General features: G+C 32.3%; 25 protein-coding genes and 3 pseudogenes. 16 read left to right on the forward strand and 12 right to left on the reverse strand.

Features of this window, described 5'->3' with window-relative positions; all coding sequences use genetic code 11:
• Positions 1 to 24 precede the first annotated feature (24 nt).
• The 13 genes and pseudogenes from ABH960_RS19765 to ABH960_RS19825 all read left to right on the forward strand — a co-directional run bounded on the left by ABH960_RS19765 (position 25) and on the right by ABH960_RS19825 (position 10,130).
• Positions 25 to 936, forward strand: coding sequence for a DMT family transporter (locus tag ABH960_RS19765; RefSeq protein WP_113936386.1), 912 nt, complete (start codon positions 25 to 27; stop codon positions 934 to 936).
• Positions 937 to 1,219: 283 nt separating this feature from the next.
• Complete coding sequence (locus tag ABH960_RS19770; protein ID WP_002127616.1) at positions 1,220 to 2,143, forward strand: nucleoside hydrolase; 924 nt, start codon at positions 1,220 to 1,222, stop codon at positions 2,141 to 2,143.
• Positions 2,144 to 2,220: 77 nt separating this feature from the next.
• Positions 2,221 to 2,685: a GNAT family N-acetyltransferase gene (locus ABH960_RS19775; protein WP_113936388.1), complete on the forward strand. Its 465-nt coding sequence runs from the start codon at positions 2,221 to 2,223 to the stop codon at positions 2,683 to 2,685.
• Between the two features lie 183 nt (positions 2,686 to 2,868).
• On the forward strand, positions 2,869 to 3,438 hold the full coding sequence (locus ABH960_RS19780; protein WP_404447740.1) for a DUF4256 domain-containing protein: 570 nt from the start codon (positions 2,869 to 2,871) through the stop codon (positions 3,436 to 3,438).
• Between the two features lie 370 nt (positions 3,439 to 3,808).
• Positions 3,809 to 4,255 (forward strand): NUDIX domain-containing protein, encoded by a 447-nt coding sequence (locus tag ABH960_RS19785; RefSeq protein WP_002013219.1) that lies wholly within the window; start codon positions 3,809 to 3,811, stop codon positions 4,253 to 4,255.
• A gap of 199 nt (positions 4,256 to 4,454) precedes the next feature.
• Entirely contained in the window at positions 4,455 to 4,727 is a 273-nt protein-coding gene (locus tag ABH960_RS19790) for a heterocycloanthracin/sonorensin family bacteriocin (RefSeq protein ID WP_002013220.1), read from the forward strand.
• Positions 4,728 to 4,840: 113 nt separating this feature from the next.
• Entirely contained in the window at positions 4,841 to 5,869 is a 1,029-nt protein-coding gene (locus ABH960_RS19795; RefSeq protein ID WP_002013222.1) for a serine hydrolase domain-containing protein, read from the forward strand.
• 31 nt (positions 5,870 to 5,900) lie between these two features.
• The gene (locus ABH960_RS19800) at positions 5,901 to 6,044 is read left to right on the forward strand and encodes a hypothetical protein (protein WP_404447745.1); all 144 of its coding nucleotides are present in this window, start codon (positions 5,901 to 5,903) and stop codon (positions 6,042 to 6,044) included.
• A 278-nt stretch (positions 6,045 to 6,322) separates the two neighbouring features.
• A complete protein-coding gene (locus ABH960_RS19805) occupies positions 6,323 to 7,531 on the forward strand; it encodes an L-lactate MFS transporter (protein ID WP_113936390.1) in 1,209 nt (402 codons plus the stop codon).
• Between the two features lie 189 nt (positions 7,532 to 7,720).
• Positions 7,721 to 8,164: an NUDIX hydrolase gene (locus tag ABH960_RS19810; RefSeq protein ID WP_404447748.1), complete on the forward strand. Its 444-nt coding sequence runs from the start codon at positions 7,721 to 7,723 to the stop codon at positions 8,162 to 8,164.
• A 30-nt stretch (positions 8,165 to 8,194) separates the two neighbouring features.
• Entirely contained in the window at positions 8,195 to 9,325 is a 1,131-nt protein-coding gene (dnaN, locus tag ABH960_RS19815; RefSeq protein ID WP_404447751.1) for a DNA polymerase III subunit beta, read from the forward strand.
• Positions 9,326 to 9,347: 22 nt separating this feature from the next.
• Positions 9,348 to 9,845: pseudogene (locus ABH960_RS19820) on the forward strand (NUDIX hydrolase).
• Positions 9,846 to 9,884: 39 nt separating this feature from the next.
• Positions 9,885 to 10,130 (forward strand): hypothetical protein, encoded by a 246-nt coding sequence (locus ABH960_RS19825; protein ID WP_404447754.1) that lies wholly within the window; start codon positions 9,885 to 9,887, stop codon positions 10,128 to 10,130.
• A 58-nt stretch (positions 10,131 to 10,188) separates the two neighbouring features.
• Here ABH960_RS19825 and ABH960_RS19830 read toward each other — a convergent pair whose 3' ends face one another.
• Positions 10,189 to 11,151 carry an MBL fold metallo-hydrolase gene (locus ABH960_RS19830; protein ID WP_404447757.1) on the reverse strand — a complete coding sequence of 321 codons (963 nt, stop codon included), beginning with the start codon at positions 11,149 to 11,151 and terminating at the stop codon, positions 10,189 to 10,191.
• A gap of 629 nt (positions 11,152 to 11,780) precedes the next feature.
• Between ABH960_RS19830 and ABH960_RS19835 the strand changes: the two are divergent.
• Both ABH960_RS19835 and ABH960_RS19840 read left to right on the forward strand, forming a co-directional pair.
• Positions 11,781 to 12,739 (forward strand): annotated as a pseudogene (locus ABH960_RS19835) (hypothetical protein).
• A 140-nt stretch (positions 12,740 to 12,879) separates the two neighbouring features.
• Positions 12,880 to 13,275 (forward strand): RidA family protein, encoded by a 396-nt coding sequence (locus ABH960_RS19840; protein ID WP_404447760.1) that lies wholly within the window; start codon positions 12,880 to 12,882, stop codon positions 13,273 to 13,275.
• A gap of 710 nt (positions 13,276 to 13,985) precedes the next feature.
• Here ABH960_RS19840 and ABH960_RS19845 read toward each other — a convergent pair.
• The 6 genes and pseudogenes from ABH960_RS19845 to ABH960_RS19870 form a co-directional block, all read right to left on the reverse strand.
• Positions 13,986 to 14,801 carry a YwqG family protein gene (locus tag ABH960_RS19845; protein ID WP_404447763.1) on the reverse strand — a complete coding sequence of 272 codons (816 nt, stop codon included), beginning with the start codon at positions 14,799 to 14,801 and terminating at the stop codon, positions 13,986 to 13,988.
• A gap of 78 nt (positions 14,802 to 14,879) precedes the next feature.
• On the reverse strand, positions 14,880 to 15,287 hold the full coding sequence (locus tag ABH960_RS19850; RefSeq protein WP_113936396.1) for a DnaJ family domain-containing protein: 408 nt from the start codon (positions 15,285 to 15,287) through the stop codon (positions 14,880 to 14,882).
• A gap of 21 nt (positions 15,288 to 15,308) precedes the next feature.
• Positions 15,309 to 16,504: pseudogene (locus ABH960_RS19855) on the reverse strand (alpha/beta hydrolase-fold protein).
• 79 nt (positions 16,505 to 16,583) lie between these two features.
• Positions 16,584 to 16,949 carry a hypothetical protein gene (locus ABH960_RS19860; protein WP_404447766.1) on the reverse strand — a complete coding sequence of 122 codons (366 nt, stop codon included), beginning with the start codon at positions 16,947 to 16,949 and terminating at the stop codon, positions 16,584 to 16,586.
• Positions 16,950 to 17,228: 279 nt separating this feature from the next.
• Entirely contained in the window at positions 17,229 to 17,600 is a 372-nt protein-coding gene (locus ABH960_RS19865) for a YxiJ-like family protein (protein ID WP_404447769.1), read from the reverse strand.
• A 12-nt stretch (positions 17,601 to 17,612) separates the two neighbouring features.
• Positions 17,613 to 18,464, reverse strand: a complete 852-nt coding sequence (locus ABH960_RS19870; RefSeq protein WP_404447772.1) for a patatin-like phospholipase family protein — start codon at positions 18,462 to 18,464, stop codon at positions 17,613 to 17,615.
• 179 nt (positions 18,465 to 18,643) lie between these two features.
• Between ABH960_RS19870 and ABH960_RS19875 the strand changes: the two genes are divergently transcribed.
• Positions 18,644 to 19,021 (forward strand): PH domain-containing protein, encoded by a 378-nt coding sequence (locus tag ABH960_RS19875; protein WP_002065713.1) that lies wholly within the window; start codon positions 18,644 to 18,646, stop codon positions 19,019 to 19,021.
• A 121-nt stretch (positions 19,022 to 19,142) separates the two neighbouring features.
• On the opposite strand, the gene ABH960_RS19880 is transcribed toward ABH960_RS19875, so the two are convergent.
• From ABH960_RS19880 to ABH960_RS19900, 5 genes are all read right to left on the reverse strand, one after another.
• Entirely contained in the window at positions 19,143 to 19,667 is a 525-nt protein-coding gene (locus ABH960_RS19880) for a GNAT family N-acetyltransferase (RefSeq protein WP_404447775.1), read from the reverse strand.
• Positions 19,607 to 20,128: a YfiT family bacillithiol transferase gene (locus ABH960_RS19885; RefSeq protein WP_219302409.1), complete on the reverse strand. Its 522-nt coding sequence runs from the start codon at positions 20,126 to 20,128 to the stop codon at positions 19,607 to 19,609. Before ABH960_RS19885 ends, ABH960_RS19880 begins: the two co-directional genes overlap by 61 nt.
• A gap of 23 nt (positions 20,129 to 20,151) precedes the next feature.
• Positions 20,152 to 20,673: a GNAT family N-acetyltransferase gene (locus ABH960_RS19890; protein WP_404447778.1), complete on the reverse strand. Its 522-nt coding sequence runs from the start codon at positions 20,671 to 20,673 to the stop codon at positions 20,152 to 20,154.
• 63 nt (positions 20,674 to 20,736) lie between these two features.
• Entirely contained in the window at positions 20,737 to 22,059 is a 1,323-nt protein-coding gene (locus ABH960_RS19895) for an NAD(P)-binding protein (RefSeq protein ID WP_404447781.1), read from the reverse strand.
• Positions 22,060 to 22,130: 71 nt separating this feature from the next.
• The gene (locus ABH960_RS19900; RefSeq protein ID WP_002065719.1) at positions 22,131 to 22,910 is read right to left on the reverse strand and encodes an undecaprenyl-diphosphate phosphatase; all 780 of its coding nucleotides are present in this window, start codon (positions 22,908 to 22,910) and stop codon (positions 22,131 to 22,133) included.
• Positions 22,911 to 22,955 lie beyond the last annotated feature (45 nt).

The raw sequence follows: 22,955 nt of genomic DNA on the forward strand, positions 1-22,955 counted from the left end.
GTTTATTGGAGAGGGAGAGAAAATATGCATAATAAAAAATGGGATTTTCGTATTGTATGTGCTCACGCTTTTACGATTCTTATATGGGGAACAGCTTTTCCAGGAATTCGGATGGGGCTTGAAGCTTACACCCCTGAACACCTTACTTTGCTACGATTACTAATTGCTTCTTTGATTCTTCTTCTGTTTTCACTTATATACAAATTACGGTTACCTGATTTAAAAGATATTCCAGTAATTTTTATATTTGGCGCTCTAGGATTTACTATTTATCATATTGCACTAAACTACGGTGAACAGAGTGTAAATGCTGGACCTGCTAGTTTAATTGTTTCAGTAACACCTATATTAACGGCAATTCTTGCTTCTGTTTTTATGAATGAAAAAATGAAATTAAATGGTTGGATTGGTGGTGTAATTAGTTTAGTAGGAATTGCTTTTTTATCATTAAGTCAAGGAGATTCCATTCAATTGAATAGTGGGGTATTACTAATATTATTAGCGGCATTTTCAGAAAGTCTATTTTTCGTTTTTCAAAAGTCTTATTTAAAAAAGTACGGTTTCTTACCATTTACAATATATACAATTTGGTCTGGTACTGTATGTATGCTTATTTTTTTACCAGGGATTTATCAAGAAATTGTAGCAGCTCCTATAGAAATTACTTTGAGCGTTATATATTTAGGTGTGTTTCCAACAGTCCTTCCATATATTGCATTAGCGTATATTACATCTCATGCCGGGGCTTCTGAAGCAACGAGTTCTCTATATTTAACACCAGTTACTGCATGTTTTATTGCGTGGATATGGTTAGGCGAGGTGCCAACCTTTGTTTCGATAATTGGAGGGATAATTACTATACTTGGAGTTGTGATTGCTCATTTAATATTTAAAAAAGATAATTATAAGCAAATCGAGAGCGAAAAAGTATGGTAAGACATCCCTGCGAGTATTTGCAATTTGAATGCAAAATTTCGGATTAATAACAGGTTTTCAATTCTATAAATATAGTGAAAAAAATCTATATTAAAATCAGTTAGTCCAATATTTGTACGAGATTTAATTAAACTGGTAGATTATTTATCTGCAAAAGAACTAGCATAATGCTAGTTCTTTTTTATCAATACATTACTCACCATTAATATTTGCTTAGAACTGTATAGATTTAATTTTTTTCCACATATACATAATTATCTTACCTATGAAAGGAGTGCATTTCTTGGAGAAGGTTTTATTTTTTGGAGACCCAGGTATTGATGATTCGTTTGCAATTATGTATGGCTTACTGCATCCTGAAATTGAAATTGTTGGTATCGTAACTGGATATGGAAATGTTGAACATATACATGCCGCTCATAATGCCGCATATATTTTACAGTTAGCAAACAGACAAGATATTCCTGTAATTAGCGGTGCAACAGGCCCACTTACAAATGAAATTACAACGTATTACCCTGAAATCCATGGACCAGAAGGATTAGGGCCCATCCATGTACCGGAAAGTGTGTTATCTATTCCTATATACAATTTTGGTAGTATTGCTGCGATTCTTGTAAAGTATGGAGAAGATTTAACAATTGTCGATGTAGGAAGATCTACCTCGTTAGCGATTGCTTTTAATTTATGGAACGAATTGATGTTAAATATAAAAGGAATTTATTTTATGGGTGGTGTCTTTTTAGAAGCAGGGAATGTTACTCCATTAGCAGAGGCAAACGTGTACGGAGATCCTATAGCAAGTCAAATTGTATTTCAGCAAGCGAAAAATATAACGTTATTCCCTTTAAATGTAACAAATAAAACGGTTTTAACCCCAAGTGTATTTACTTACATTTTAGTTAATACACAAAATCCATTTAAGTCGATTATGAAACCCATGTACGATTATTATTTATCAGCATACCAAAAACTCAATCCATCTATTGAAGGGCCATTATTACACGATGTACTTGCTATAAGCGGTTTAGTGAATCCTACATTTTTAAATTATACATCCCGAAAAGTGACTGTGGATATATGTGGCGAAACGAAGGGACAAACTTTTGCTGATTTTCGCCCACACTCTAAATCTGAAGGGGCGCGTATAGCGTTACAATTAGATGAGGAAAAATTTATTCAGGATTTTATGAAAATCATGTTATAAGTTGATGTCGAAAAAGGGAATCATTTCACTCCGTTGAATATAAAAGATAAATTCTCTTTTTAAAGGAGCTTAAAATAGTGAACGTCCAATTAAAAATTGTTACGAGAGAAAATTGGGAAGACGCATTAAAGTTACGAGTTAAAGAAAATCAAATGCAATTTGTTCCCGCAGTGGCAGTATCACTTGCTAAAGTATACATAAAACCAGATGGTGAAAATGTCGAATATATTCCATTCGCTATATATGATGGTGACCTTATAGTTGGTTTTATTATGCATGCTTTTGTACGAGAGTCAACAGATATGTATTGGATTAACGGATTTATCATTGATGAAAAAGAGCAAGGAAAAGGATATGGAAAAGCAGCATTACAGGAAATCATTAACTTAATAAAAAATAACTTTAAAGAGTGTGAGGAAATTAGATTAACTGTCCATAAAGATAATATTTCTGCAAAGAAACTATATGAATGTTATGATTTTAAACCATTAGGAAATGTATATGACGGTGAGGAAGTATATCGCTTATTGTTGTTGAAATAAAGATGTACTGTTTTGAAACAATAAGTTGTTCCGTTAAAGGGTCATATTGCGGAGAATTGGTTGTACTAATTCATATAAATTATCGCAAACTCAATTCACGCAATTATTTAAACATTTTATTATAAAACAGTATTTATATATACTTAAACTATCATTAATAAAAACATCAATGGAGGAACTAATATGAAAGAAAGCAATAAAAAAGAGTTGTCACTAGAGCAACGTGAAGAATTACTACAAACATTGAAAGATCGTTTTGAGAATAATATGAACCGTCATAAAGGTTTAGAATGGGCTAATGTTCAAGAAAGGCTGGATGCTAATACTGAAAAGTTGTGGTCGCTCAACGAAATGGAACGAACTGGTGGCGAACCTGATGTTGTTGATTTTGGTAAAGAAAAAGGCGAATATATTTTTTATGATTGTTCAGCAGAAAGTCCTAAAGGTCGTAGAAGTGTTTGTTACGATCTTGAAGCGCTAGAATCAAGAAAGAAACATAAACCAGAAAATAACGCTATTGATATGGCAACTGCCATGGGTATTGAACTATTAACGGAAGAAGAATATCGTACATTAAATAATCTTGAAAATTTCGATATGAAGACGTCGAGTTGGGTGCAAACACCTTCTGATATTAGAGAACTTGGCGGTGCCCTTTTTTGCGATTATCGCTTTGGACATGTCTTTGTGTATCACAATGGAGCAGAATCCTACTATGCCGCAAGAGGCTTTCGTGGTTCGTTAAGAGTCTAAAATTTGTACAGGCAGGTAAATTTGAAGTAGAGAATAGATTTGCTTAGGGAATAGTAGTGATTGCATATTAGCTACGGCTTCGATTTTGAGGCCGCAAAGAATAGGGCTAATCAAACCTTATTGTAAAAGAATGAATCAACTAAAAATATTAAGAGTATGTTTTGATAATTTTCTTCATAAACATACTCTTTTTTAGAATCATTTATCAAAATTATTAGTTTTAATTAACGTATAAACGAGAACTTGTAAAAGGTACTCTTGCAATTATCAATGAAATTCACCCATATGAAACACCTATGATTTATATTATCCCGCTTTTAAATGAAAATTTTCGAGCAAGTATAAAGTGAATGATTAGGAGGAATACAAAATGAAAAGTAAATTCCATCATATTGTACGAGCTATCATGATACAAGATGAAAAACTACTAGTTGCTGAATACATAGGCCATCACTATTTTTTACCCGGTGGTCATGTGGAAATTGGGGAATCAGCAGAGAATGCACTAATAAGAGAGTTACGAGAAGAACTTGGAGTAACTTGCAGTATAAAACAATTTTTAGGCGTCATAGAAAATCAATGGCAAGCCAAAGAAACCCTCCACCATGAAATTAACCACATTTTTGAAATAGATTCAAATGAGTTAAAATCCGATTTCACTCCAATATCTAAAGAGTCCCATTTAGCATTTCACTGGATTGATTTTAATAAAGAAAATATAAATTCCTATACAATAATGCCGACACCTTCAGTAAAAGAATTACTAGAAAGAAAATTAAGTGATGAACTATTAACTTGCTGGATTAGTAACTTTTAATTGTCTCTATTTATATTAATTCCGTCCACTAAAAGAATATAAAGAAAATAGGCTCATAAACAAGGTACATCACCTAGTGTAAAGTCATATTTTGTTGATGTACGCATTTAGTCTATAGCCTTATTTCTACTTTATTTTTAAAAGTAAATAAACTCGAAAATTTGGACGGAATTTACATTTGTAAATGGAGGGTTTCATAATGAATGAGTTTCAACAAGAACTACAAGCGTTAAACCTTAATGCTTATCAACCTGGTAATGTTGTGTATTGGGATCAGCAACAAAATCAATATCCATATTACTACATTCAAGACGATGCACGTCGTTGTGGCGGATGCGGTGGCGGCGGACGTTGTGGCGGTGGCGGTTGTGGTGGTCGCTGTGGTGGTTGTGGCGGCGGACGTTGTGGCGGTTGCGTAGGTTGTGTTGGTTGTTTCAGCTGTTCTAATTGCTGGAACTGGTGGTTTATTTAAGTATTATAGATCTATAATATTTCACATGAAAGAAAAGTGCAGATGCAAAGTTATAATGTATTGAAACTTTTCTTTCATGCTGTTATTTTTATATGTTTTAGGGGGATATTTATTTGTACAAATATGAAAAATTAATTTCATGGGTAGAAAGCATTAAAGAGACCAATCAAAGTTCTGCGGCAGCACTTTGTATTATGAAAGATAATAAGATTGTACTAGAGCATTATAGTGGAACGCATTCAAATACTCCTACTAGTAAAAAAGTAACCATATCTTCACAGTTCAATGTCGCTTCCGCAAGAAAAAGCTATTTAGGATTAATGGTAGCTTATGCAGTTTATGAGGGGGAAATAAAATCACTTGATGACGAGGCAGTAAATTATTTTGAAAAACATGATCCTTCATTACTCGGTAAGACAACGATAAGACATTTAGTAACTCATTCACACGGTTTAAATGAAACCGATGAGGGGACAGTTTTTCGTGAATTTGAACCGGGACAAGCTTGGGCGTACAGAGATATTAATGTAAGAATGGTGACGCAGCTTATTTATCAGCTGTATAATAAGAGTTTTCCTGAATTACTAAAGGAGCGTGTATTCCTACCTGCCAACTTCAATGAAACTGGATGGAGAATAGAACATGATGAAAATTTAGTTAAGGTTATTGTAAATCCAAATGAAGATGCAATAAGTAGTGTTGGTGCAGTAGATGACGGCTCCGAGAAAAATCTTTTTGTCTCCGCGAGAGAATTTGCCTACTGGGGGAACCTGCATTTAAATAAAGGGTTTTTAAATGGTAAACAAATTGTGCCAAAAGAAGTTATAGCACTTGCTACGAGCTTACAAAGTCCAGAGTATACAAATAAAGAACTACCTCAAAACGGGTTGTTTTGGTTCGTTCAAAATGAACCTGCTTTATTTAGCGAACTTGGTGAGCGAGTTCCTAAAGGTTCCTATCAAATATTAGGAATTACAGGACCAACGATATTAGTCATTCCAGAATATAATGTCGTCGTTGCTAAAATGTACAATAAAAGATACAACTATGGTGGGGATAATTATTTATATTATTTACGTGAATTTAGCAATTTAGTCGCTGATACATTTAGTAGCAGTAAAAATAATATGGTTAGGGTATAACTACTCCTATAATAAAAAGGAGTGAACTTTAATGAAAAATGAAGTGAATAAAAATAAAAAGCAAAATATAAAGGATGTAAACACAGAACAAAACGCGATTTATAGCGATCCGAAAGATGCAGCTAATATGCAAACTGTACCGCAGCCGCAAGACTTTGAGGAAATTGAATATTAATTTTCTCTCCGACTTATTTATGAAAGAAAAATACGTCTTAAGTCTCATCACTTTCAGCAAATTATTTGATAACATATATACATAAGCATTCGAAAATGTCTTATCTTAACAAAGCTTTCTTTAAATGCTGTATATAACCTACAAAAAGGCACTTCTTGATGAAGTGTCTTTTTGTGTAAGCTAACTCAATTTCCATTTTCCGTACAGTATCTTGCAATTTATCATGGATATACTAACTGTGAAAATTCATGTCATGATAAAAGAAGGGGACAGTTAGCATGAAACAAACATCTATAAATCCATTGCTAATTGTTCTAGGTACAATCATTGTTCAAATTGGCCTAGGAACAATTTACACATGGAGTTTATTTAATCAACCCCTTGTAAGTAAGTTTGGATGGAATCTCAATTCAGTCGCGATCACGTTCTCAATTACGAGTTTTTCTTTATCATTCTCAACTCTATTTGCAGGAAAGCTACAACAAAAATTTGGACTTCGTAAACTTATCGCTACTGCAGGAATTGTTTTAGGACTCGGTTTAATACTTAGTTCACAAGTTTCCTCATTACCATTACTTTATTTATTAGCCGGTGTTGTCGTTGGATACGCTGATGGAACAGCATATATTACATCACTATCTAATTTAATTAAATGGTTTCCAAACCGTAAAGGGCTTATTTCTGGTATATCTGTTTCAGCATATGGAATGGGAAGCTTAATTTTTAGATATGTAAACGGAAATCTTATCGATAGTCTTGGTGTATCACAAGCATTTTTATATTGGGGTATTATCGTCTTACTTTTAGTATTAATCGGATCGTTCTTCTTACGTGAAGCAATTGTAAGTAACACTACGGCTGAAACATTACACAATGACTATACTCCGCGTGAAATGATGCGCACTAAACAAGTATATTTCTTGTTTTTTATGCTATTCACTTCCTGTATGGGTGGTTTATATTTAATCGGTATGGTAAAAGACATTGGGGTGCAGCTCGTTGGTCTTAGTACAGCGACGGCCGCTAATGCCGTCGCAATGATTGCAATCTTTAATACAATAGGTAGAATTATTCTTGGAACGTTATCAGATAAAATAGGTCGATTAAAAATCGTCTCGGCTACATTTATTATTATTGGATTATCCGTCTTCACTTTAAGTTTTATTCCACTAAATTACGGGATTTATTTTGCTTGTGTAGCAAGTGTCGCCTTTTGCTTTGGTGGTAATATCACTATATTCCCAGCCATTGTCGGGGATTTCTTCGGATTAAAAAACCATAGTACAAACTACGGGATTGTTTACCAAGGTTTCGGATTTGGTGCACTTGCAGGATCATTCATTGGAGCACTACTTGGAGGGTTTCAACCAACCTTCATTACAATCGGTGTTTTAAGTATTATATCATTCGTTATCTCTATATTAATTCGCCCTCCAAATGCAGAAAAGAAGAAGGAAATAAAACAGTTAAATCGAAAAATAGCTTAATGCTAAGAAAGAGTCCTTATGCTAGGGCTCTTTTTCATTACAGCATAATGTATAAACAATGGATGCCATTCAAAAAATCTAATTCGTTTCGTATTAGTTATTTACTCAAATTACTTTTTATGAATCCAAGAAATTTAATGATAGAATAAAATAAAGACAGAAAATTTTCACCATTCAAGGGGGTTACATATGAAAAAAGTAAATGTTACATACGCACTTCTATATGATGAAACTCATGAAAAGCTATTAATGGTTAAAAACAAAGGGGAAAATGGTTCTTATTACACTTTACCAGGTGGAGCAGTTAAATTCGGGGAAACGTTAGAAGAGGCAGCAATTCGTGAAGTGAAAGAAGAAACAGGGCTAGATATATCCGTAAAAGGGGTTTGTTCCATTAGTGAAGCCTTTTTTGAGGAGAGAGGACATCATGCAATCTTCCTTAATTTTTTAGGAGAAATAATCGGAGGGGAAATCTGTATATCACGGCCAAAAGAGATTGAGGAGATTACCTGGATGGAATTAGATTCAGCAGAACCTTATTTACGTATACCAGAACACTTAAAAAGCCTTTTACAAAAGAAAGAAACAGTTCCTTATATTTTTAATGGAACTATTATTCATCAATCTTCATAAAGATAGTATTTCATTTAAGGCGGGGGAAAAATGGAGTTTATCGTTAATCACAAACAATTTACACAAGCTCTTTCAGAAGTAAGTAAAGCTATCTCAACAAAAACTTTAATTCCTATATTATCCGGAATAAAAATAACAGCAGATCAATCTGGAATTACTTTAATCGCAAGTAATTCGAATATTTTCATTGAAAAATTTATACCTATTTCAATTGAAGACGAACAAATTACAACTATTTTAAAAGCAGGGAGTATTGTTGTACCAGCAAAGTATTTCATTGAAATTATTAAGAAAATGCCAAGTGAGATTTTAATAAAAAGTATAAATGAACAGTTGATTACAATTCAATCAGATGAAATTACTTTAAACTTAAATGGACTCTCGGCAAATGAATTTCCTAATGTACCATTTTTAGACGCACATACAGAAATACAAGTAGAAACGGAACAGCTGATTGAGGTATTCAAACAAACTGTCTTTGCAACTGCTAAAAATGAATCTAGACCAGTTCTTACTGGCGTACATTTCGTTATTGATCATAACAAATTAATTTGTGCTGCTACTGATTCGCACAGACTGGCTTTACGTGAAATACCCATTTCTTCACATGCGAAATTAAATTGCATTGTACCAAATTCGACTATTAGTGAACTACTAAAATTAATGAACAGTAATTCAAATTTAGTATACATATATCTTTCAGAGAGTCACATTATTTTTAAATTCAGTACAATTACGTTGTATTCAAGGCTTATTGAAGGAAAATATCCTAATATATCCGGCCTAATTCCAAATGAATCCCAAACGGTTATTAATATAGATAGAAAAAAGATTTTACAAGGTGTAGATCGGTCAAGTTTATTGGCTAGTGAATGGGCAAACAACAACGTTAACTTAGAAATCATCGACGAATGCACAATACAAATCTCTTCTAACGCTTCTCAGATTGGTAAAATATCCGAGACACAACAAATAGATGCTATTCACGGCGAAAAGCAATTAAATATATCTTTCGATGGACGATATATGGTCGATACTTTAAAAGCAATAAAAGAAGATAGAGTTACTTTAAGTTTTGGCGGTTCCATGAGACCGATATTAATTGAAGCAGGTGAACAATCTGCAGCAGTATATTTAATATCACCTGTTAGAACTTATTGAGAACAAAGGAAGGAATTAAATTATATACAAGCACACTTTATGTTTTATAAAAAGAAATGAAGAAATACTTATGCTAAATAGAGAATATGATCCTGTAAAAGGATTATGGAACGGTGTAGGAGGGAAGATATAAAAAGGAGAAACACCGTTAGAAAATGCAATTCGTGAAATAAAAGAAGAAACAAATATAGATGTTGAACAAAATCAAATTCAATTTAAAGGCATTATTAAATGGGAGGATTCCTCATATTCTGGTGGCATGTATGTCTATTTAGTAGAGCTACTTAATGAATTTACATATCACACTCCAAAAAAAGTCTCAGAAGGAATTCTAGATTGGAAAGAGGTATCTTGGATTCTAAGTGACTATAATTACGGCGTAGGAGAGATGATACCTAAATTTTTAACTGAAGTACTTTATAATGAATTAATATTAGAGCACTCTTGCGTTTTATCAAATCATAAATTAGTAGAGTATAAGAATAAAGAATTAGCTAAGCAGACCAGCATAGTAAAGTAGTAATTAGGGGAGATTAGTATGTAATAGAAGGAGGAGCTCATGAAAAAAGGAAATCACTTATTTTGGATATATATAACTAGTGTTACTATTATAATACCCTTGATTATTTACTTAGCATTGGCAACCTCTAGCGAAAAAGATACTCTTACTCAAGTGAAAAAAGCCCCCAATATCCCATCTGCTATTCAAGATTCAAACGATATAGAAGACCCCACAGGATATTGGACAACAGAAAAGATGAAAAATGAAATTCCAGTAGATAAAACAAAAAATTTTAATAGATGAGTCATAAATGAATAAAAAGCGAACCATCAATATTAAATTGGTTCGCTTTTTATTATACTTACACTTCTCGCCACCAAGCAGCCGTAGGATAATCTTTAGATTGTAACGCAATAGCTTCACCGATTTGTGGCGTTGCAATATTAACCCCTAAACGATTTGCTTCTTTCGTAACACGTTCAATAGGATCACTCCATTCATGTAATGCTAACGTAAAAGCACCCCAATGAATAGGAACAAGCAATTCTCCTTTAACGTCAATATGAGCTTGTACTGTTTCTTCTGGCAACATATGAATAGCAGACCATCTCGTATCGTACTGCCCGCATTCCATTAAAGTAAGATCGAATGGACCATATTTCTCACCAATTTCCTTAAAGTGAGGCGCATAACCGCTATCACCGCTAAAGAAAACTTTCGTTTCTTGACCAAGAATAAGCCATGAACACCATAAAGAACGATCTTTATCTGTCATACTTCGTCCAGAGAAATGCCTTGCAGGAGCGCAAACTAACTTAATATTATCAAACGTAATTTCATCCCACCAATTATGTTCACTAATTTTATTAGGTGAAACACCCCATTTAATAAGATAACGCGCAACTCCAATCGGGACATAAAAATGCTTCGCATAATCTTTTAACCGCATAATACTTTTGTAATTTAAATGATCATAGTGATTATGAGAAATGATAATCGCATCAATTTCTTGAAGTTCATCATGTTCTAAAGAAAAAGCACCACTATACCGCTTACTATTAAACACAGGAAATGGGGAAGAGGCATCTCCAAACATAGGGTCTAATAACAATTTTTTACCTTCTATTTTCAAAAGAGAAGCAGAGTGCCCAAACCATGTCACACTCTCTAAAGATTCATTATTTTTATTGGATAAAACAATAGGTAAATTCTTTACAGGACGTAGCTTTGTTTTCATTTTAAAGTAATCAGTCATTAAACCGATAATATCTTTCGGATTAAAACTTACATCAGTCGGAATTTGATTCATATATTTCTTTTTCATTAGTTCTCCTTTTTACGTTTAACAATATACGTATGTTGTTATTGTAGCTAATTGTAGTTTAAACGAAATCATTTTACCTTTCATCTTAAATGCAGTACATTTCATAAATTCTTCAAATTTATTATTTATATATAAAAAATAGAATTCATTTAGCAGCAGCTAAAACTAATATTATGTATTTGTGAATTGTTTTGTTTAAGTACATTCTTTCTTATAAACAACAAAGACCGTATGTTTCTTTATATGTTATAGAAGCAGATAGGTAACTAATTATCCACAGGAAGGAGAGTCTATAAATGCTAGAAGAAAGAAAAAAGAAGTCTAAATGTAAACTATTAAATAGCAATAATTAAATATAGAATTCTAGATAACCTTAGTATAGGTATCAACATAGCTATACTAAGGTTTTTTATTTGAAATCATTAAAGGATACTAATTTTTATTTATAGAACATAGTAAATACATAGGTTTTACAATTAAATTACTAAAAAAGAAGGTATTTTAAAATGCTTGCTAATTATACTCCGGAGAAAATACTTAAAACAACTTATGAGACAAAAATGATTTCATAAGTTGACAATTATCCAACTTTAAAAATAAGCGGAACAAACCTTCAATATTTACTTATAATGCTCCATCTGGGCATAGAATCAAATACTATAAAAACGAAGCTAAATTGGACTAACGAGGAATTCGAAAAACAAATGCACGCATTAGAACTAGGAGGTTTATTGAATGAGACAGAAGGGAGTTACTATCCAACATGTATGGTTATAACAGCTAATGAAGGAGAAAAACTGTATAACCTATGTGAGCCTCTAATTAAAACTGCACTTAACATAATTGAAAAGCATTCTAATCAAATTGATGCTATGTCTAAAAGAATCGAGACATTTAATCATTTACCTAAAGAATCGTATAGTCTTTTACTATATAGTGGTGTGTTATTAGATTTTGGACAAATAATTAACATTGAGGAAAACTATTTAGAAACAGAACGGCCTTTGAGAAACAATAAAAGATATTATTATGCGATTATAGAACAAGAACAAACAGACAAAGAGTCCTTTGGAATGTATGGTAATACGTATTTGGATTTAGGGGAATATCAAATTGGTCTTTATGGAAACACTCGATATACAACTTTGAATTTAATAACTGCGAATAAAGAAACGTTTGAAGAATATTTTCACGATGCTATTACTGATATTAATTATACAAAAAACAATTAGTTAAAAATTTTGTAGCAATAGATAGACAAGTAGACTTAAATTCAAATGTATTATACGAAAAATTAGGCTTATATAAAAATTCGCAATGAATTATCCCAGTGTTTAAAGCTAAAGATTTATCTATACTTAACGAAATCGCGAACACAATCAGTAAAGATTTGATCTTATTATGTAAAGAAAATGAGAAACCTTTAAAAGAATACTTTGCAAACAGCAGATACGCAAAAGAAATAACTTACGAAGAATTTTTTATTTGGTGGTATCACTTTTTCTATACAAAAATAACTGAAGAATTAATAAAACAAGGCATAATTAGTATCAGCACTCAAGAAAATCAAACATATATAATCTATTAAATACCTAATTTTATAAATATAAGCAGCGTATTATAACTCCACATATGTAGCAGAAGGATATGTGAAAAATCATTTGTAAAATAGATATTCATCTAAAATCAAACATGAAGAAAATACGATATAAATAGGGGAGATGCACCTTGCAAAAGAAATTTATCAACCCGGAAACTATGCCAGCAACTTTTGGATACTCACATATTGTTGAGGTTAGTAACGCTACACGGACAATTTACATATCAGGACAAGTAGCGATTAATGTTGATGGTCATATAGTTGGGCATGGAGATTTAGGTACACAAACGCGCCAAGTATTTGAAAATATTAAAGTAGCATTAGAAGCTTCAGAATTAAATTTTAATGATGTAGTAAAATTAACATTTTTCTTAACAGATATTTCTCAAATGGCCATTGTTAGAGGTGTTCGAGATCAATACATTGATACTAAGAATCCACCAGCAAGTTCAGCTGTAGAAGTTAGAAAGTTAATTAAAGATAACTTATTAATTGAAATCGAAGCAATTGCTGTAGCAAACTAATTTTAAAAACTTATTCTTAATCATATCAACGCAATTCGTTCACTTTAAACGAATTGCGTTTTTTATTAACTAAAATATAAATTATACACGGAAACATTCTTATCAATAACACAACATAAATAACTTAAAAAACAAATAACCACACAATCTACAACACATTATGAACCAAATTAAAAAGGGGAGCCTAACAACCACAACTAATATATAATAGGTTTATTACTTTTTACTAGTTAACATAATATATATTATACGAAGTTGTATAGAGTAAGTGTTTACCTGTATCAAAAACCAAGTAAACTATACTTAATGAGACGGAACGGGTATTTTTAATGAGATTCACATAAAATCTTATCTAAATGAATTTCTACAGTTTTTATCGTTTATTTTGCTATAAATTAATCACAGCAAATCTTAATCGATTGATTATCGTTTAACGAGCTAAAAATAATTTTGATTAGCACGGAATTTTTTTATGCGAAATAAATTTTTCTATACAAATGATAAATTTCATTTTATGTTTTGCTTTATAGATTTATTGCTAATTATATATGTTTTATTATTTTATATTTTTATTGTTATTTCTTTTATTTACGCTTGACTTTCATTGGATTCTTCATTCTAGTTAACATAACGTTTATTTTTAACGTAAAAAAATCCTCCTCACCTTCAGGAAGATTTCTTTTGCTAGCTAGTAATCCATTTATCTATTTTTAGTAACAATCCCAATTGTAAATAACATTGGAAAAATCTAGGTTTAATAAATCTTCCTTACGTGTAAAGAAATTAGCAACACCAGAATCTCCCCACATAATATTTAATGAATCATCTGTATCGATTTGTAACAATAATATATCGTATTGTTGGTATTTTTCTTCCCATTCCCTCGGATCTGTCTGTGTGAAAAATGGATAACCGCCAATTTTATGCCCTTGATCTTCGTATAGATCATCATACAGTTCGCCTAATTTTGTTTTATTTTCTTCATCAACAATTTCTTCCCAATCAATGTTTTCCTTAAAAATTTTTTCAAATCGATAATCTCTTGATGTTACTGGTTGATAATCCAATTCAAACTTTAGTTTAGCTGCTTCAGGTATGATAAAATGCTCTAAATCTAAAGTGTTTAAATAACTAAAATCAGTAATAACATTAGTTAAATCTTCCGTTATTGTAGAATGATAAATAATTCGAAAGTCTTTTTGGCTAGTTGGATGGTCAAAATCTATTCCAAAAAGTTCATCATCAGCACTTACGAAAAATTGTAATAGTCCCTTTTGAGGCATAGTGTCAATATGCGGCATTTCTTCAAAGTTTAACTGCGCAAGTAGCATCATAGGTTGTCCGTTCGAGTCTTTAGGATGCTCTTGATTTATAGGTACATACGGATAGCCACCAAACTTACTTTCAAAAAGAGTTGTTTCTGCTTGCGTTCCAGACACTTTAATATACGGTTTCACACTTTCTTCTAAAATACTTCGATACTGCTCTAGTTCTTTCGGTAATTGAAGCTGATACGTATTCTTCATTTCTTCTGCCTCCCTTTAAAGATAAATAATAAATGCCTACCTCAATTATATTGCAAAAGATGGTTTCATTAAAAAAAGCTAAAAATCCGTTTTAACTCTCATTTTTTGCGCACTGGGCGGACAAAGTAAATTATGTTCTGAGACCTTTTTATTAATAGTTGTAATTAACATAGCTGCTTCTGCATTATCCGTTAGTTCTTTTAAATTTTCTTTTAGATGATCTATTTCCTTTGAAAGTTCAATCCACCTAGGCAAAACATGATTATTTTTCAAAGTTCTATAAAGTTGCTTGTCAGGATTATACGAAAGATCTTTATCAAGATTAAGAGGTTTCCCTTTCCCAGGTAAATCATTAAACGCTCCTGTCTTTTCTGCCTGTTTAACGATAGAACTAATATGATCCTCATACGTGAACGACCAAACTTTTTCATCTTTAACTAAAATTTCTTGTTTTTTAAGTTTTTTATCTAGCTCATCTTGATTCATAGATTCTCTCTCCTTTTTATTTTATAGTGTGGTTTTTGTATGTTTTAATGCTCTCAATCCATCAAACAACTTTTCTCGCCACCAAACACTGTCATGACCGCCTTGAAACTCTTCATAAGTCTTTGGTATCCCTTATCTTTTAAAGCTCTATATAAGCGCTTATTAGCCGTTAAAAGAGGTTCGTTTTCAAGTTGTCCTGCTGCCAAATAAAAATGAGGTTGAGACGTATTAGGATTTATAGATGTAATTTGATTTTCAATCCACGGAATTTTATTTTCAAAGCCATCCTTTTTCCAATGTACGGATCCAGACATTGACAACACATTCCCGAAAATATGTGGATTTTGAAGAGCTGCATAAAAAGCTGCTAAGCCACCGAGACTGAAACCGGCAATTGTTGTATTCCTCTCTTCTTGATATACGTGATACTTAGCTTGAATCGACGGAAGTAATTCCTCCGTTAAAAATGTATTCATTTTATCGTTATAGGTTAGCTCTTCTAGCCGATCAACAGGATCTATAGCAACAGCTATACAAGACGGAATTTCTTTTTTATAAATTAAATAATTGAGTGTTCTTGTGATTGAAAGGTCTTTAATAAAAGAATTCCCATCAAATACAATGAGAAGTTCATGAAGGTGTGAAGTTTGAGAATAATTATGAGGAGTATAAATATGAATCTTACGTGTATTATTTAAAGTTGAACTATAGAAAGAATATGTTTCAATTTCTCCAGATAGATAATGATTAGAAGAAAATCGACTATCATACGGCACTTTCATATCTATTTCTAACACGGATGCTTTATTGGCATCTTCTCCAAATACATTTCCATTAAATCGGTCTAGTCGGTACTGCTCACTACGCTTTATCCAATCATTTTCGAAAAAATCATTTACTGAAAAATAGTAAGTTGAAATAAAACGCTTATCCGTTCTAAACGTTCGATACCAAATATCTGTATGTAACAACCTTTGCAATTGATTTACAGACAGATCCCAACCAGGAAAACTACCGAATACATAAACGTTTTCAGTTTTTCGGTCCCCTAACCATATATACGTTATAAGCTTATACCGATTATCTACTGGACACTGTTCTATTAATGGCGTATTATTTGACTTTATTTCATGCAAAAAAGTATAAAAAGCTTTCTCGTTTCCGTTTTTCAATTGATTATTAAGTTCCTCTAACTTTGGACTAATTATTGAAGTCATCCATCTTCCTCCTTTGTATTTCTTTTCACTAGATTGCTTTTATAAAATTTAAGATTAGGATGTTGTGTATTTAGATGAGTTATTTATTAGAAAGTTTATCAATTTCCTGAATAGAAAGCTCCAACGCTTTTATCCGTCTTGTTAAAAGCGTTCTTTGAGGACTACCATCTTTAGACTTATCATAGGCTCTCTCAATTGATGGGAGCAAACCAGCAAGGACATTACGAGCTTCTGCTAACTCTTCTTGGCTATACCCATGACTTTCTTGATTCCACACGTTCTCTAACACTGCTAGCCCTATGCAAACGGCTTTAAGCCTTTTTTTTACTAAGGTAGTATTTGCTCCTTTTTGAGTCATCTGCGAAAAAGCATTTTCAAGTTTACGAATTGTCGATTGTAAAGATTTTATTGATTCCAATTTATCTATATTTGACACGTTTTCCATGTTAGTGCTGTCCCTTCTGCGTTTCTAATTTATTTTGTTTAATGTTTGATAAAATCGTTAAGAACTTGATTTCACTCGAAATATTTTAACATAAATAACTATATTCAAGTTGGAGAATAACTTAAAGGAAAACGGATACTAAACTTATTCTCCCTCCCTTACATCATTCTATATGTACTTCTTTCTTCTCATTAGAATTCCTATATAAGCAAGTTGGAAATATTGTATATTTTATGAACTAAAAAACGCACAAGCTATTTAACCTGTGCGTTTTCGTCTTTATTCAGTAAGGTAGTAACGTAACAGTTTCCGAACCTTCTCATAATTCATGAAATCTCTATACAAAATGGGATACTTTACAATTTCTGTTTCAAGAAAACAATATTGCGGAAACCATTCGAAAAACGATTTTCGTAGCCACTTAATTTGCTGAAACGTAATATTCTCTTCGTTTTCATTTAGTACAGAATTTAAAGTTGCTGCTGTATGCATCCAATAATAATTTAAATCAGCGTTTATACAGTCCTCATCTGTAAATTTACTTTTTAAGTCTCGCTGCAATTTTCCTGTAGCACGAGACGGAAACGGTTTAAATAGTGGACTATGCATTTTCTGCAATTCATTAAAAATAACTTCTTTTCCTAATACCAACGTTCTACTCCTTTATTTCTCCATCCAATTCAATAAATTTTCATAATGATTATGAGCATCTTTATAGCCAAGATTATATAAATTAACGAGCTTTTCTTTATTTCTTTCTATTCCGCTTATAGGAAGCTGTGCGCTTGGCTGAATTACATAAAAATTATCTTTTTGTTCGTTGTGATTCATATAAGATACAGTTTCATTATAAAAACGATAATGTTCTACTAAATGCTCTGCGATTTTTGGATATCTTCTATATAAAATTTTAGCTAGTCCAGAAAATTTATTACGCTGCTTCTCGTATCCTTCTGGCTTTGTCATTATAACAACGTTTTTTAAATAACCATCATTTTGCGCTTTAAAAACTGGAATAGGATCTATAATCCCTCCATCTAACAATTTTCGATCATCATATTCTACAGCAGGTGCTATAAACGGCACAGAGCTTGATGCACGAATAATTTTTAAAATATCATTTCCATGTTCTGTTTTATTATAGTAAACTGCCTGTCCTGATTCGCAATCAGTCGTTCCGATTACAAACTGTTCATTTGAATTTAGGAAAGTTTGAAAATCAAACGGTACAATTTTGTTTGGTACTTCATCAAATAAAAAATCCATTCCAAATAATTCACGTTTTTGAATTAAGTTTCGATAAGATATATACCTGTGATCTGCTACTAGCTCTGTATTTACTTTCTTATTTCTTCCTTTTTGACGCGACAAATATGTTGCTCCCATACACGCTCCAGCGGATACACCGACTACATACGGAAAGAATAAGTCCCTTTCCATAAAATATTCGAGTACTCCTGCAGTATATAACCCTTTCATTCCGCCACCTTCTAATACTAAACCGATATTTTTCATGCTATATCCCTCTGCTTCTGTTTTCTTAATTATATGTTAGCATAAGATTTTAGGATGAGGTTATATAAATTGGTTGCAATAATAACAAAAAACTATTGAAGCAATGTCATAATCTATTAGTCATTCGCATGGTACAATATAAGAAACTCATTCCACATATTATAAAGGAGGAATTTCATATGGGTTTATTTAGTGGTATTTTAGGAAATGCATCAAGTGCGAGTACAGAAAGCGTTGAACGTGATTTAGAAAAGATTATGCTAGATGATGAAAAAGTTGAGCATGCTTATAAATTAATTCGTGATTTAATCGTATTTACAAATCGTCGTCTTATTTTAGTAGATAAACAAGGAATATCAGGTAAAAAAACAGAGTATCATTCTATTCCTTATAAAAGCATTACACAATTTAGCATTGAAACAGCTGGGCATTTTGATTTAGATGCAGAGCTTAAAATTTGGGTATCTAGTATGGATGATCCAATTACGAAAGAATTTAAAGGTGACGATAGTATTTTAAGCATTCAAAAAGCGTTAGTAACATATACGACGAAATAGTTCATTTTTGTATATTTATTCGAATTCAAAATTACTAACCCGAACTTTTTGGAAGAATATACATTTAAATTGTATATTTAATCTAAAACAGTACAAAAAGGTAAAGCATTTAAAATGTGCTTTACCTTTCTTTTTTATAATAAATTAAAGTTGCTTTATCATTTAATTTCTTTTTAAATTCCGTTCTTATATATCCCATCTTTTCGTATAGAAAACAATTTCGCTCTTCCTCTAAAATTGTAGCAAGCTCCCAAGTCGTTATTTCAGGAAACATCTCCTCGATTAAAATTAATACTTTTTGAGCAATTCCGTTCCCTTGATAGTTTGGAATAATAAACATCGGGCTGATCCAAAATTTAGATGCCCCTTCTTTACGTGATATACATATCGCTCCGACAAGATTCGTGTTTACGAAAATTTTATAAAATCCACCGTCCAGATTATTTATTCTTGAAATTGTTTTTTCAATAAGTTCATTTGCCGGACTTGTTTCATAGTCCTTATACTTTTCTAATAATGAACTAAATGATTCTACTTGCATTTGAAATATAATCTCTGCATCAATTTCTGTCGCCTTCTCTAATGTTACCAATTTAAACGCTCTCTTAAAGAAGTAATATGAGCTGTATGATGACGACCGTGCCATGCATATAGTCCAATTGCAGCAGCAAGTTTTGTTTCTCCTGATTCAGGATGATTAAATGTCTTTTCTAAATCTGCTGGTTCTAAAGAATATAATAAGTTAACCCATCTTTTATGTAATGAATCTAGCATTACAAGTGAAACATCTACTGGTAATTTTGAGTCAGGTAGCTCTGCCCATTTTTCTTCTTTGTACGGTTTAATAGTTGGATTCTTTTCTGTCAGTGCTAATTTAAAGCGTATATAGCTATTCATATGACTATCAACAACATGATGAACAACTTGACGAACAGTCCATCCACCGACGCGATACGGTGTATCTAACTGCTTCTGATCTAAATTTTTTATCGCTCTTGCTAGTTCATTAGGTAAATCCTCAATTTCTTGAATCCATTTATCAATTATTTCTTCTGTAATAGTTCCTACATAAGTAAATTGACCTATTGGATAACGTAAATCCTTCATGTACATGTCCCTCCCTATTATCTTTAACCCTTAGCGGTCCTCCAAATATAATGTACGAAATTTACGTTTTCCCCGTTTAAATCTACAGTAGTTGTCTCCGCTTCCTTTTCACGAGAAAATCCGTTCTTTTCTAATACAATTTGTGAAGCTATGTTATTTGTTGTTGTCATAGCATGTATTTCATTAATTTCATAGACTCTTGCTTGAGCCAAAATCAATTTTACAGATGCTGCTGCAACTCCTTTTTTAGTAAACTTCTCTCCAACTCGGTAGCCTAACGACCCAATTCGTTTTTCCTTATCTACATCAACTAAATTGATACGTCCTACAATTTCTTTTTCTGTATTACGTATGAGATGAAAATAAGAAATCCCCTCAGTTTGTTCTTTTAATAGTTCGTCAAGTTGCTTTTGAAAGTATTCATACACGTAATAATTAGAGCCACGACTTGGTACCATTGTTTCAAAAAATGATTTGTTCGTTAGTTCAAAGTTAAATAAATCTTCAGCGTCTTGATTCTTTAATTGTTCTATGTATATTTTCATCCCGTTTACCCCTTCTTGATTTACTAACTGTTATACATTCTTTTTTAACCGATAATTTTCCTGCTATTTCTTTCGCATCAGTAATACAGCGAGTAGCACTTTCGGATGAAATAGGTGAAATGGACTACGAATTAAATTCATCACTCTTACTAATCGAATATAAACGTCAGAGTCACTTGCAGATAGTTGATATATTTGTTTCGTATACCATAGCTGAAATTTTTGCTTTATCGTTAATTTTCTTTTTAGCTGAGGATGACGTGATATTTCCGTTGTAGTCATTTCCCAAGGAGTTTGTATGATATTAGCAGTTTCTTTATAAAACTGCTGTGTAAATGCTTTATCAAGCCTTTGTCTCCGTTGTAAAAGCAACTGCAATCGGTGAGCTTCCATAGCCGCAACTGAAACTCCTTGCCCGAAAACGGGATCAAAACGACATTGTGCATCTCCGACTACTAACAAGCCTTCTGGTAAATGATTAACTAAATCAAATCGCCGACGTACTTGATAAGGAATTTTGTACGTTTTGATATCTGAAATTGCCTCCGCTTTGTTTAGAAAATCTGTCACGTTAGGGATTGATAGATTTTCAGCGAAATCATAAAACTCATCATCTGTTTGTGGTGCTTTCTCATTTGCGTATCCACTGAAAGTAACAAAATAACGATTATCCTCAATCGTTTGAATAAGTACACCATACGGATTGTCCGGGAAACTTGGAGACATCAGCATATTACAGCAGTCTAATTTCTCATTTTCTTTGAGTTTAAACATTTTAGTTGCGTAGAATAAATCGATACGCACTTTCTCTTCTTGCACTTCGATATTGTATTCACGTAACCACGCTATACTTTTTGAACCGAATCCACTCGCATCAACAACAATATCTGCTTGAATTTCTTCTTGCATGCCAGTCTCTAAACATTTAGCTTTTACTCCACATACTTTGTTAAGCTTTCCATCTACTAATAACCCTTCAACCAATGTTCCAAACTGAGTTGTAATATTTGAAATTTGATGTATTCGTCTTTGAATATGCCATTCAATCAAAAGCCTACTTTGTTGAATCATATGCACTTCTCCTATGAATGGCTGTTTCCATAAACCAAATTGATTCCATTTTATATCACGAGTAAAGTTATTTACGATGCTGCCTGCTTCTATTAATTCATTAGTAATAGTAGGAAACAATTCCTCGATTGCATTTTCTCCGCCTTTTAATAACACATGAGGATGATTACTTTGTGGAACTCTTTTTCTCAAAGCTTTTCCATCCCATCTTTCACCGACTTCTATAATGATTACTTCTTTAAAAGAAGTTGATAATGCTTTTGCTGCGAGTTTTCCTGCTATACTTCCGCCAATAACGATAGCCTTATTAAACATATTTTCCCCCTTAATGAAAAAAGATCCTGCCTTGTATGAATGAAACAGGATCTAAACGAAGAATTACGAAATTAAAACACATGAGTAAATTGCAACGTTAAAATTAAAATACCTAATCCCCATACGTAATACGCGAATACTTTTAAGGAGTGACGTTTTAAATATTGAATCATCCATGAAACAGCTATGTAACCAAAAAACGCTGCTGATAACGTGCCGACAATTAAAGATGTACTAGAAATAGATTCTGCTTTCCCTTGATAAACATCTACAAATTGCAAAATGATAGCTCCAACAATGGCTGGAGTTGATAATAAAAAAGAAAAGTAAGCAGCCGTTTCACGGTCTAGCTTCCTCCATAATGCAGCCACGATTGTCATACCAGAACGGGAAATTGCCGGAAAAATAGCAGCCGCTTGAAATGAACCGATGATAAATGCATCTTTATATGTAATGTCATCCATTTTTTTACGACCATTTTTTTGTTTATCGGCCATATAGAGAAAGAAACCTGTCACTAAAAACTCCCATCCAATGGTAATACCTGTTTTTGAAATATCTTCAAAGAAGTCTTTAAATAACAATCCGATTACAACTGCAGGTATCGTCCCAACAATAAGTAATAACATTAGTTTTGAAAATGGATTTTTAATTAAGTATATAAATTCTTTTTTGTAATAAATAAACACTGCAAGCAAAGTCCCGATATGCAGCATCGTATCTAAAAATAATCCAGCTTCATCTAATTGAAACAAATGCCTTCCTAAATAAAGATGTCCTGTACTACTAATCGGCAAAAACTCTGTTAAACCTTGTATTATCCCTAATATAAAAGCTTCTAACCAATTCATGATGGTCCCCTTTCTCGTTTGCTTGTACCAATATATGAAGGTTCA

The sequence above is a fragment of the Bacillus sp. RC252 genome, assembly GCF_044909215.1.
Lineage (GTDB): Bacteria > Bacillota > Bacilli > Bacillales > Bacillaceae_G > Bacillus_A > Bacillus_A mycoides.